The sequence below is a fragment of the Erwinia sp. HR93 genome (assembly GCF_034555055.1).
GTDB lineage: Bacteria > Pseudomonadota > Gammaproteobacteria > Enterobacterales > Enterobacteriaceae > Apirhabdus > Apirhabdus apintestini.
In genome coordinates this window covers 457,953-470,440 of record NZ_JAXUDP010000001.1, presented here as the reverse complement: position 1 = coordinate 470,440, position 12,488 = coordinate 457,953, and the positions used below count along the sequence as shown (strand labels likewise).

The 12,488-nt window shown below is 52.2% G+C and carries 11 protein-coding genes; all 11 read left to right on the top strand.

Features of this window, described 5'->3' with window-relative positions; all coding sequences use genetic code 11:
* Positions 1 to 184: 184 nt before the first annotated feature.
* The 11 genes from trxA (at position 185) to wzyE (ending at position 12,487) form a co-directional block, all read left to right on the top strand.
* Positions 185 to 514, top strand: coding sequence for a thioredoxin TrxA (trxA, locus tag SFA31_RS02205; RefSeq protein WP_322836508.1), 330 nt, complete (start codon positions 185 to 187; stop codon positions 512 to 514).
* A gap of 348 nt (positions 515 to 862) precedes the next feature.
* Positions 863 to 2,122, top strand: coding sequence for a transcription termination factor Rho (gene rho / locus SFA31_RS02200; protein WP_322836507.1), 1,260 nt, complete (start codon positions 863 to 865; stop codon positions 2,120 to 2,122).
* A gap of 244 nt (positions 2,123 to 2,366) precedes the next feature.
* Positions 2,367 to 3,467, top strand: coding sequence for a UDP-N-acetylglucosamine--undecaprenyl-phosphate N-acetylglucosaminephosphotransferase (gene wecA / locus SFA31_RS02195; RefSeq protein WP_322836506.1), 1,101 nt, complete (start codon positions 2,367 to 2,369; stop codon positions 3,465 to 3,467).
* Positions 3,468 to 3,482: 15 nt separating this feature from the next.
* Complete coding sequence (gene wzzE / locus SFA31_RS02190; protein WP_322836505.1) at positions 3,483 to 4,535, top strand: ECA polysaccharide chain length modulation protein; 1,053 nt, start codon at positions 3,483 to 3,485, stop codon at positions 4,533 to 4,535.
* 60 nt (positions 4,536 to 4,595) lie between these two features.
* Entirely contained in the window at positions 4,596 to 5,726 is a 1,131-nt protein-coding gene (gene wecB, locus SFA31_RS02185) for a non-hydrolyzing UDP-N-acetylglucosamine 2-epimerase (RefSeq protein WP_322836504.1), read from the top strand.
* Positions 5,723 to 6,985, top strand: coding sequence for a UDP-N-acetyl-D-mannosamine dehydrogenase (gene wecC / locus SFA31_RS02180; RefSeq protein ID WP_322836503.1), 1,263 nt, complete (start codon positions 5,723 to 5,725; stop codon positions 6,983 to 6,985). The genes wecB and wecC overlap by 4 nt, the downstream gene beginning before the upstream one ends.
* The gene (gene rffC / locus SFA31_RS02175; RefSeq protein WP_322836502.1) at positions 6,976 to 7,674 is read left to right on the top strand and encodes a dTDP-4-amino-4,6-dideoxy-D-galactose acyltransferase; all 699 of its coding nucleotides are present in this window, start codon (positions 6,976 to 6,978) and stop codon (positions 7,672 to 7,674) included. The genes wecC and rffC overlap by 10 nt, the downstream gene beginning before the upstream one ends.
* Before the next feature lie 4 nt (positions 7,675 to 7,678).
* A complete protein-coding gene (rffA, locus tag SFA31_RS02170) occupies positions 7,679 to 8,809 on the top strand; it encodes a dTDP-4-amino-4,6-dideoxygalactose transaminase (RefSeq protein ID WP_322836501.1) in 1,131 nt (376 codons plus the stop codon).
* Positions 8,809 to 10,059: a lipid III flippase WzxE gene (wzxE, locus tag SFA31_RS02165; protein WP_322836500.1), complete on the top strand. Its 1,251-nt coding sequence runs from the start codon at positions 8,809 to 8,811 to the stop codon at positions 10,057 to 10,059. Before rffA ends, wzxE begins: the two co-directional genes overlap by 1 nt.
* Positions 10,056 to 11,132, top strand: coding sequence for a TDP-N-acetylfucosamine:lipid II N-acetylfucosaminyltransferase (locus tag SFA31_RS02160; protein ID WP_322836499.1), 1,077 nt, complete (start codon positions 10,056 to 10,058; stop codon positions 11,130 to 11,132). The genes wzxE and SFA31_RS02160 overlap by 4 nt, the downstream gene beginning before the upstream one ends.
* The gene (wzyE, locus tag SFA31_RS02155) at positions 11,129 to 12,487 is read left to right on the top strand and encodes an ECA oligosaccharide polymerase (protein ID WP_322836498.1); all 1,359 of its coding nucleotides are present in this window, start codon (positions 11,129 to 11,131) and stop codon (positions 12,485 to 12,487) included. The genes SFA31_RS02160 and wzyE overlap by 4 nt, the downstream gene beginning before the upstream one ends.
* The last annotated feature ends 1 nt before the right edge of the window (position 12,488 follow it).

Below are 12,488 nucleotides of genomic sequence, written 5' to 3'. Positions count from 1 at the left end.
TACGAAAGCGTATCCGTTGAAATAAAGTCAACCTAAATGTTGGTGAGGCTGTGCTTTCCTTACGCTTTGTCGGATCGGCATCGCCTTTGTGGTGCGATGAGCGTGGGGTGAACAGCGTACCGTATTTATAATTAACAGCCTAAATTTACACCAATAAGCCGGGCATAATCCTGTGGAGTTAAGTATGAGCGATAAAATTATTCACCTGACAGACGACAGTTTTGACACGGATGTACTTAAGGCAGAAGGACTAGTTCTGGTCGACTTCTGGGCCGAATGGTGTGGTCCGTGCAAAATGATTGCCCCAATTCTTGATGAAATCGCAGTGGAATATGAAGGCAAATTGACCGTCGCTAAGTTGAATATCGATCAAAATCCGGGCACTGCGCCGAAATATGGTATCCGCGGTATCCCTACGCTACTGCTGTTTAAAGGCGGCGAAGTGGCGGCAACGAAAGTCGGGGCGCTGTCCAAAGGACAGCTGAAAGAATTCCTGGATGCTAACCTGGCGTAAAATAATCGGATGCCGGTGCGTGCGTGGTCTAAAATTTCTCCAGACTGCTGGACGCCCGGCGTCAGTCATGCTAACTTAGCCTAACTGCATTTTGAACTTACCTTATAGTTTAAATCTTGTTATACCCGAAGTTTCCGTACAGACAGTGCCTTACTAATGTCGTGTGCAGAGGAAAGTAAGTCGATTTCGGGCCTGTTACCCAATCCGTTTTGTCGTTCCAGCTCTGAGCGTTTCTGTGACCAGATCGCAATCGGACACGGGGTGATGGCCATTAACAGGCATGGATGATCCTGCCATACCGTTCACATAATAGTTCGAGATTTACCCCGAGTTTAAGAACCCACCATTATGAATCTTACCGAATTAAAAAATACGCCGGTTTCTGAGCTAATTACTCTCGGCGAAAGCATGGGTCTGGAAAACCTGGCCCGTATGCGCAAACAGGATATTATTTTCGCCATCCTGAAACAGCATGCCAAAAGCGGCGAAGATATTTTTGGCGATGGCGTGCTGGAGATATTACAGGATGGATTTGGTTTCCTCCGCTCTGCAGACAGCTCCTACCTCGCCGGTCCCGATGATATCTACGTTTCTCCCAGCCAAATTCGCCGCTTCAACTTACGTACTGGTGATACCATTGCCGGGAAAATTCGTCCGCCGAAAGAGGGCGAGCGTTACTTTGCGCTGCTAAAAGTTAATGAAGTTAACTACGACAAACCGGAAAATGCGCGCAGCAAAATCCTGTTTGAAAACTTAACGCCGCTGCATGCAAACTCACGTTTGCGTATGGAGCGCGGCAACGGATCTACCGAAGACTTAACCGCTCGCGTGCTGGATTTGGCATCGCCAATAGGGCGCGGGCAGCGTGGTTTGATCGTTGCACCGCCGAAAGCCGGTAAAACGATGCTGCTGCAGAATATCGCCCAGAGTATCGCCTACAATCACCCGGACTGTGTGCTGATGGTGCTGCTAATTGACGAACGCCCGGAAGAAGTTACTGAGATGCAGCGTTTGGTGAAGGGCGAAGTTGTCGCGTCTACCTTTGATGAGCCAGCCTCCCGCCACGTGCAGGTCGCGGAAATGGTCATCGAAAAAGCGAAGCGACTGGTTGAGCATAAAAAAGACGTTATTATCCTGCTCGACTCTATTACTCGCCTGGCACGTGCTTATAACACGGTCGTTCCGGCCTCCGGTAAAGTGCTGACCGGCGGGGTTGACGCAAATGCGCTACACCGTCCGAAGCGTTTCTTTGGTGCCGCGCGTAACGTAGAAGAAGGCGGCAGTCTGACAATTATCGCAACCGCGCTTATCGATACTGGCTCTAAAATGGATGAAGTCATCTACGAAGAGTTTAAAGGTACCGGTAATATGGAATTGCACCTTTCCCGCAAAATCGCAGAAAAACGCGTCTTCCCGGCGATTGATTACAACCGTTCCGGTACGCGTAAAGAAGAGTTGCTCACTACGCCTGAAGAACTGCAAAAAATGTGGATCCTGCGCAAAATCATCCATCCAATGGGCGAGATTGACGCAATGGAATTCTTAATTGGCAAACTGGCTATGACCAAAACCAATGATGAATTTTTTGACATGATGAAGCGTTCGTAATTGCAGGAAACTCGGGGGAGCGCCACGTTTTAACGTGGCGTTTTTCTTTTCCTCTTTATACGACCGTGCCGTCACTGCTATATTTGTCGTGTTTCCATGGATGACACTTTTGGCAGGGTATAAATCGCTCAGTCATAGTTGAATAATACGCCGTTTGTTCAGCCTCACCGATGCGTTTCCGGCATAATATGGAGACTGGTGGTTGTACTGGCGCTGAACGTACATTTTGCAGAGAGCGCTCATTGTGAATTTTATCTCCGCTAGTACTGAGTTAATCAGTATTTTTTTGTTCACAACCGTCTTCCTTTTTTTTGCCCGCAAGGCTGCTAAAAAGATAGGTCTTGTTGACCGGCCGAACTTTCGCAAACGTCACCAGGGCGTCATCCCGCTTGTTGGCGGCATTTCCGTTTACGCGGGGATATGCTTTACCTTCCTCCTCGCTGATTATTATATTCCTCATGCTGCGCTGTACCTGAGCTGTGCCGGTGTGCTCGTCTTTATCGGCGCACTGGACGATCGCTATGACATCAGCGTGAAAATACGAGCGACTATCCAGGCCACGATTGGCATTGTCATGATGGTCGTCGGCAAACTTTATCTAAGTAGCCTGGGCCATATTTTTGGTTCCTGGGAGCTGGTGCTCGGGCCGTTCGGTTATTTTTTAACGCTGTTTGCCGTATGGGCGGCGATCAATGCTTTTAACATGGTTGACGGCATTGATGGGCTACTGGGTGGTCTTTCCTGCGTGTCGTTTGCCGCAATGGGGATTATCTTATGGTTTGACGGTCAGGTTAGCCTCGCCATGTGGTGCTTTGCTATGATTGCCGCCATTCTTCCTTATATTTTACTCAATCTGGGCATCCTCGGGCGGCGCTATAAAGTATTTATGGGCGATGCAGGTAGCACGCTGATAGGGTTTACGGTCATCTGGATTTTACTGGAGACAACCCAGGGAAAACGTCATCCTATAAGCCCGGTGACTGCGCTATGGATTATCGCCATTCCTCTTATGGATATGGTCGCCATCATGTATCGTCGTTTGCGTAAAGGGATGAGTCCTTTTTCGGCCGACAGGCAGCATATTCACCATTTAATTATGCGGGCGGGATTTACCTCACGACAGGCATTCGTATTGATTACGCTATCTGCCGCGCTACTGGCTGCAATCGGTGTGATATCTGAATACCTGCATATCATTCCTGAATGGGCGATGTTGGTTCTGTTTTTACTGGCATTCATGCTCTATGGCTATTGCATTAAGAGAGCCTGGAAAGTCGCGCGTTTTGTAAAACGCATAAAACGCCGGATGCGGCGCAGAGAAAGCAGCCCGGACCTGATTAAATAAAATACAGGGGATGTCATGAAACAACAGGTATCCGTAAACAGCCGCGCGGGTGTTGAAGAGAATGAGCTGGATATTCGCGGACTGTTTTATACGCTATGGCGCGGTAAGTTCTGGATTATCGGCTGTGCGGTAATTTTTGCCATTCTCGTCATGGTGTATGCGTTTTTTGCACGCCAGGAGTGGAGCTCGACTGCGATTACTGATAGGCCGACCGTTAATATGCTGGGCGGATACTATTCGCAGCAGCAGTTTCTGCGTAATCTCAACGTGAATGGCGGCCCGTTACCCATTGAGCTGCCTTCCGTGATGGATGAAGCTTACAAAGAGTTCATCATGCAGCTCTCTTCATGGGATACCCGCCGCGAGTTCTGGCTGCAAACTGATTATTACCGTCAGCGCCAGGTCGGGAACAGTAAAGCCGACGCGGCGACGCTGGATGAGCTGATAGACAATATTCAGTTCACGGCCGGGGATATCACGCGTAACTTGAATGATAGCGTGAAGCTCATCGCCGAAACCTCGGCAGACGCGAATAATCTGTTGCGCCAGTATGTTGCATTCGCCAGCGAACGCGCTTCACGCCACCTTAACGATGAACTAAAAGGGGCATGGGCTGCGCGAAATATTCAGTTAAAAGCGCAGGTTAAGCGTCAGGAAGCCGTGGCACAGGCGCTATACAAGCGCCGCCTGCACAGCCTGCAGCAGGCGTTGACCATCGCTGAGCAGCATAATATTGCGCGCAGCGAGGCAGACGTGCCCGCAAACGAGCTACCTGAATCAGAGATGTTTATGCTGGGACGTGCCATGCTGCAGGCTCGCCTGGAAAACTTACAGGCGATCGGCCCTTCTTACGATGTCGATTACGATCAAAATAAAGCGATGCTGGCGACGCTCGATGTCGGGCCGACGCTGGAGCCGCGTTTTCAGACCTATCGTTATCTACGCACTCCGGAAGAACCTGTAAAAAGAGACAGTCCGCGTCGCGCATTCCTGCTGATTATGTGGGGATGCGTCGGCGCGCTGATCGGTGCAGGAATTGCGCTGGTCCGTCGTCGCCCGCGTCGTTGAATCACTCTCTGTGGCGGGAGCAGGGCGACTACCCCACAGGGTAATTTGAGGTAGATAACTGTGAAAGTGTTAACCGTTTTTGGTACACGTCCTGAGGCTATAAAAATGGCGCCGCTGGTTCATGCGCTGGCGGCCGATCCTGCATTTGAAGCTAAAGTTTGTGTCACGGCCCAGCATCGTGAAATGTTAGATCAGGTGCTGGATCTGTTTTCTATTAAGCCTGACTATGACCTGAATATTATGAGTCCCGGACAGGGGTTGACGGAAATTACGTGCCGGATTCTTGAAGGCTTAAAACCCGTGCTGGAATCTTTCCGTCCGGATGTGGTGCTGGTGCATGGTGATACTACTACTACCATTGCGACCAGCCTTGCAGCCTTTTATCAGCGTATCGCGGTGGGGCACGTTGAGGCGGGATTGCGCACTGGCGATCTCTATTCTCCATGGCCTGAAGAGGCCAACAGAACGCTGACGGGACATCTTGCCCGTTTTCACTTTGCCCCAACGGAAACCTCCCGACAGAATCTGCTGCGCGAAAATATCGCTCCGGAGAAGATTTTCGTGACCGGCAATACCGTGGTCGATGCTTTGCTGTCGATGCGCGATCGTATTCTTAACAATGAAGACGAAAGTCAGGCGCTGCGCGCTCGCTATCCATTCCTGCAGGCCGATAAAAAAATGATCCTGGTGACGGGGCATCGCCGGGAAAGTTTTGGCAGTGGGTTTGAACATATCTGTCAGGCGCTGGCGCAGATAGCCGCTGAAAACCCGGACGTACAGATTGTCTATCCGGTACATCTGAACCCGAATGTTAGTGAGCCGGTGAATCGCATTCTGAGCCATGTTGAAAACGTCATTCTGATTGCGCCTCAGGATTACCGTCCCTTTGTATGGCTCATGAACCACGCCTGGATGATTTTGACCGATTCAGGCGGCATTCAGGAAGAAGCGCCATCATTAGGTAAGCCGGTACTGGTGATGCGCGATACTACAGAGCGCCCGGAAGCAGTAGAAGCAGGAACAGTGCGTTTAGTAGGGACAAATACTCACACCATCGTTGAAGAAGTTACCCGGCTGCTACACGATAAGCATGCCTACCAGGCCATGAGCCAGGCACATAACCCCTATGGCGATGGAAAAGCCTCTGCGCGCATTATTGCAGCGTTGAAAAATAATCGGACGACACTATGAGTTTTGACACTATCTCAGTGATTGGCCTGGGATATATAGGCTTGCCGACCGCGGCGGCCTTTGCCTCACGGCGCAGGCGCGTCGTGGGGATTGATATAAATGTAGAAACCGTAAATACCATCAATCGCGGTGAAATCCACATTGTTGAACCCGAACTGGATACGGCGGTAAAAAATGCCGTACAGGGAGGCTGGCTCAGCGCGCGAACGATACCAGTGGCGGCAGACGCTTACCTCATTGCGGTACCGACGCCTTTTAAAGACGGGCATGAGCCCGATATGGTCTATGTTCAGGCGGCCGCAGAGTCTATTGCTCCGGTGTTAACCAAAGGCGCGCTGGTTATCATTGAATCGACGTCGCCGGTGGGCACGACTGAGCAGGTTGCGCAGTGGCTCGCGAAACTTCGCCCGGATCTCACTTTTCCGCAGCAGGCGGGCGAGCAGGCAGATGTAAATATCGCCTACTGCCCTGAGCGGGTACTGCCTGGGAAGATTATGGCGGAACTGGTTGCCAACGATCGCGTTATTGGCGGATTAACGCCCACTTGTTCTGCGCGCGCCAGCGACCTTTATCGCCTGTTCTTAAAAGGTGAATGTATCGAGACTACCGCGCGAACGGCGGAAATGTGTAAATTGACGGAAAATAGCTTTCGCGACGTGAATATTGCATTTGCCAATGAATTATCGCTTATCTGCGCGGATAAAGGCATTGACGTCTGGGAGTTGATTCGTCTGGCAAATCGCCATCCGCGCGTCAATATATTGCAGCCAGGGCCAGGCGTAGGCGGACACTGTATCGCCGTCGATCCGTGGTTTATTGTGGCACAAAGCCCTGAAGAAGCGCGGTTAATCCGCACGGCGCGTGAAGTGAACGATGCTAAACCTGACTGGGTCGTTCAGCAGGTTAAAGCGGCGGTTGCCGACTGCCTGTCAGAAACGCACCGCCGCGCCAGTGAGATAACGATTGCCTGTTTTGGACTGGCGTTCAAGCCCGATATTGATGACTTACGGGAAAGCCCGTCGATGACGATTGTCAACGCCCTGGCTGAATGGCACGCCGGCGCGCTGCTGGCGGTTGAACCCAATATCCATACGCTGCCCCCAACGCTTGCGCCGCGCTGTGAACTGGTTGATATCTCCGCCGCGCTGGCGCGCGCTGATGTACTGGTAATGCTGGTCGATCACCGCGCGTTTAAGGCGATCGACGCCGGGAATATTCTTCAGCCGTGGATAGTTGACACCCGGGGCGTATGGCGTTGAGTTTGTCGTCGACCCCCGTTTTGTGTGCGGATCTGCTGCCTCTTGAGTGGGAAAGCGGATTCTTTGGCCTGCGTACTGCACGCGTGAATTTCTCAGCGAGCGCAGGTCCTCTGACGGAGGCCCAGCTCCAGGCTTTTGACCGGATTCAGGCAAAGGTAAACGCCGCTGATGATTCGCATCTGGATGTGCTTCAGGCACAGGGTTTTCGCCTGGTTGACGGCGAGGTAAATCTTAGTCTTCCTCTGACTCAGAACTATGTAGACGCTGGGCTGACCGCAGCGACGGAGCTGGATATTCCACCACTGCGCTCAATGGCGGACGCAGTGTTTCAGTACAGTCGTTTCCGTGCCCCCTGGTACACGCCTGGCGCCAGCGCGCGTTTTTATTCGCGCTGGGTGGAGAATGCGGTGAAGGGAACGTTTGACGATATCTGCCTGGTGTTACGTGAAGGCGGAGCGCTGCGAGGTTTTGTTACACTGCGGCAGGTTAATGATAACGACGCCCGGATAGGTCTGCTGGCCGGTCGCGGCGTCGGGGATGCGTTAATGCAGGCGGCGTGTCACTGGAGCGCAGAGCGCGGCCTGACGCGGCTGTGGGTCGCTACGCAGCCCGGCAATCGGGCGGCACTTAATTGCTATCTCAGAAGCGGCGCTGGTATTGAGAACGTCGCGTATTGGTTATACAGGTGAAATCATGATTCCATTTAACGCGCCGCCGGTAGTGGGGACGGAGAAAGATTATTTGCAGTCTGCCATAGAGAGCGGGAAGCTGTGCGGCGATGGCGCGTTTACCCGACGCTGCCAGCAGTGGATGGAACAGCGTTTTAACGTACGTAAGGTACTCCTGACGCCCTCTTGCACTGCCTCTCTGGAAATGGCGGCGCTGCTAATTGATATTCAGCCCGGCGATGAAGTGATCGTGCCGAGCTATACCTTTGTGTCGACGGCGAATGCGTTTGCCCTTCGCGGCGCACGCCTCGTGTTTGTCGATATCCGTCCTGATACCATGAATATCGATGAGCGGAAAATCGAAGCGGCTATTACAGAAAAAACCCGCGCGATTGTTCCTGTCCATTACGCGGGCGTCGCCTGTGAAATGGATACGATTATGCGTATTGCCAACGCGCATAAGCTATGGGTAATTGAGGATGCCGCGCAGGGCGTGATGTCTACTTACAAAGGCAGGGCGCTGGGCACCATCGGCCATATTGGTTGTTTTAGTTTTCATGAAACGAAAAATTACACTGCCGGTGGCGAAGGCGGTGCGACGCTTGTCAACGATGCGGAACTTGTTGCACGGGCAGAGATTATTCGTGAAAAAGGGACGAACCGCAGCCAGTTTTTTCGCGGCCAGGTGGATAAATATACGTGGCGTGACCTGGGATCGAGTTTTCTCATGTCGGATTTACAGGCCGCCTACCTGTGGGCGCAGCTTGAAGCCGCCGATACCATTAATCGCCAGCGCTTAACGCTGTGGCAAACCTACTACGATGCCCTGTTGCCGCTGATGCAAAAGGGGCGTATTGAATTGCCGACGCTGCCTGCAGAATGTAACCACAATGCGCATATGTTTTATATCAAACTGCGCGATGAGGCGGATCGCGAGCGGCTTATCGCCTGGCTGAAAGAGGCGGAAATCCTGGCCGTTTTTCATTATATCCCGCTGCACAGTAGCCCGGCGGGCCAGCAATACGGTTATTTTCACGGGAAAGACGACTATACGACGCGCGAAAGTGAGCGCTTATTACGCCTGCCGCTCTTCTACAACCTTGCTCCCGTTAACCAGCGCACGGTGATTAATTCATTAGTGAGTTATCTCGCCTGATGTCGCTGGCAAAAGCCTCGGTATGGACGGCAACCTCTACGCTTGTAAAAATCGGTGCCGGGCTGTTGGTAGTAAAGCTGCTGGCGTTAGCCTACGGCCCTTCGGGCGTTGGTATGGCGGGCAATTTCCGACAGCTTATTACCGTGCTCGGCGTGCTAGCTGGCGCAGGTATTTTCAACGGCGTGACCAAATACGTCGCTCAGTACCACGACGAACCTGCGCGGCTTCGTCGCGTAGCCGGGACGGCCTCAGCGATGGTGCTTGGCTTTTCGACTTTACTGGCTTTAGGTTTTCTGCTGGCGGCGCCTTTAATAAGCATTGCGCTATTCGGGCATGCGGATTATGTGAACATAATCCGGCTGGTGGCGCTTATCCAGTTTGGTATTGCCTGGGCAAATCTGGCGCTGGCGGTTATCAAAGGGTTTCGAAATGCGGCCATTAATGCGCTGGCGCTGATTATCGGCAGCTTTGTCGGCGTACTGGCGTACTTCGTCTGCTGGCGAACTGGGGGCTACCCGGGCGCGCTAATTGGGCTGGCGTTAGTGCCGGCGCTAATTGTTTTCCCTGCCATGTTATTACTGGCGCGCAGCCGGGCTATGCCGCTTAACTATTTCGCACCTTGTTGGGATAAACCTCTGGCGGCGGGGCTGGCGAAATTTACCGCGATGGCGCTGATGACCTCCGTTACCATGCCCGTCGCCTACGTCATGATGCGTAATCTCCTGGCGATGCGCTATGGATGGGATGCGGTTGGGATTTGGCAAGGCGTTAGCAGTATCTCGGATGCTTATTTACAGTTTATTACGGCCGCGTTTAGCGTTTGGCTATTGCCGACTCTTGCCCGCCTAAGTGAAAAACCGGCGATAAGCCATGAGATTATTAAAGCGTTGCGCTTCGTGCTACCGGCGGTGGCGATAGCGAGTCTACTAGTTTGGTTGCTGCGAGATGTGGCTATCTGGCTGCTATTTTCCCCGAAGTTTACCGCAATGCGCGATCTCTTCGGCTGGCAATTATGCGGCGATGTGCTGAAAGTCGGCGCCTATGTGTTTGGCTATTTGATAATCGCGCGCGCGTCGCTGCGTTTGTACCTGGTAGCAGAAGTTAGCCAGTTTATCCTGCTTACCGGGTTGTCCCACTGGCTAATTCCAAAGAATGGAGCGCTGGGAGCAACGCAGGCTTATATGGCGACCTATATCGTGTGGTTTGCTCTGTGCTGTACTGGTTTCCTGATCTGGCGGAGGCGGCCATGACGGCGCTTATACACGTGTTGGGATCGGATATCCCGCATCATAATCGTACGATGCTGGCGTTTTTCCAGGATACGCTGGGCGCACCTGAACAAGGGCGCCATTTTATGGTAGTCAGTAACGATCCTGGCCTGCAACAGGTGTGGCCGGGGCTGAAGATCGCCCGTTTCCCGGACAAAAAATCGCTGGCGCGGGCGGTGGTGGCCATCGCGCGTAACCAGCGGGCGCAGCGCTTCTTTTTCCACGGGCAGTTTAATGTAAGCCTATGGCTTGCCTTGCTCACTGGCGGTTTACGGCCAAATCAGGTGAGCTGGCATATGTGGGGCGCAGATCTTTATGAAGCCGCTTCCAGCGTGAAATTTCGCCTTTTTTATCTTCTGCGCCGTCGTGCGCAGGGGCGCGTTGGCCGCGTATTCGGCACGCGCGGCGATTTGCGCTACTTTAGCCAACGGCATTCCGGTGTGCCAACGGAGTTACTCTATTTTCCTACGCGTATGGATCCGGCGTTAAATTCATCGGGCAAAATACGGAAAATGGGAGGACGACTGACGATTTTGATAGGAAATTCTGGCGATCGCAGTAATCTTCACATTTCCGCGCTGCATGAAATTTACCGGCAATTTGGCGATACGGTCAAAATTATTATTCCTATGGGCTATCCCGAAGGGAATAGCGCCTGGATTGAGGAAGTGGCGCGCGAGGGGCAGGCGCTGTTCAGCCCGGAGAATCTGACCATCCTGCGTGACCGTATGCCGTTTGAAGATTACCTTGCTCTGCTGCAGACCTGCGATCTCGGCTACTTTATCTTCGAGCGCCAGCAGGGCATTGGTACGCTGTGCTTGCTGATTCAGGCCGGGGTGCCGTGTGTCTTAAGCCGTAAAAACCCGTTTTGGTGCGATATGGCGGAACAGCAGGTACCGGTGCTCTTTGCCGGTGAGCCGCTGGATGAGAAGAAGATCCGAGAAGCACAGCAACAGTTGCAAAATAGGGACAAACGACAGATAGCTTTCTTTAGCCCGAACTATATTGCGGGCTGGCGGCGTGCGCTGCTGATTGCATCGGGAGAAAGTACATGACATTGCTGGAGTTTAGTGGTCTGTTCGTGATTTGGCTGCTATCGATTATATTTATCGGCACCCTAACCTGGCGTGAAATTCGTCGGGCACGCTTTAACTTCACTGTATTCTTTTCGCTGCTATTTTTATTAACCTTCTATTTCGGTTTCCCGCTGACGGCGGTACTGGTCTTTCGCTTTAACGTCGCCGTTGTTCCCGCTGCAGAATTGCAGCAGGCCCTGATTTGTGCGAGTGCGTTCTATGCCATTTACTCTGTGGCTTATAAAATGCGACTGCGTCCGGCGCGGCGAGATCAAGCGCCTGCGTTATTTACGATGAATCGGGTAGAAACCCACCTGACTTTTTATCTTCTTCTGGCCGTCGCGCTGGTAAGCGTGGCCGTTTTTTTTCTGCACAATGGCTTTCTACTTTTTAAGTTGCATTCATACAGCGAAATCTTTTCAAGCCAGGTGTCCGGCGTTGCTCTGAAACGTTTTTTCTACTTCTTCATCCCGGCGATGCTGGTGCTCTATTTTTTACGTCAGGATCGTAAAGCGTGGCTGTTTTTCCTGGTCACCACCGTCGCTTTTGGATTGCTGACGTATGCAATTGTTGGCGGTACGCGCGCGAATATTATTATCGCATTCGCTATTTTCCTGTTTATCGGCATGATTCGCGGCTGGATTTCTCTGTGGATGGTTATCACCGCCGGCGCGTTCGGTATTGTGGGTATGTTCTGGCTGGCATTAAAACGGTATGGATTGAACGTGAGCGGCGACGAAGCCTTTTACACCTTTTTGTATTTGACGCGCGATACTTTTTCGCCCTGGGAAAACCTGGCGCTGCTGCTGCAGCATTACAGTGACATTCATTTCCAGGGGCTGGCGCCTATTGTGCGGGATTTTTATGTATTTATTCCTTCCTGGCTTTGGCCTGGCCGCCCGACGGCGGTACTCAACAGCGCTAACTATTTTACCTGGGAGGTTCTCAATAACCACTCGGGGCTTGCTATCTCCCCGACCCTGATAGGATCGCTACTGGTCATGGGCGGTTATGGGTTTATCGCGCCCGGGGCGATAGCCGTAGGATTAATTATCAAATGGTTTGACTGGCTGTATCAGCGCGGGCGCGAGGAAACTAACCGCTATAAAGCGGCTATCTTACAAAGCTTCTGCTTTGGTGCCATCTTTAATATGATCGTGTTGGCGCGTGAAGGGCTGGATGCTTTCGTGTCCCGCGTTATTTTCTTTTTACTGGTTTTTAGTATTTGCCTGGTTCTGGCAAAACTCATTTTTTGGCTACTGGATAGCGCCGGTTTGATTCATCCGCGGGATGTGCGTATTTCGCGGCGAGATACACTTTTGTCGGATAAGTAAA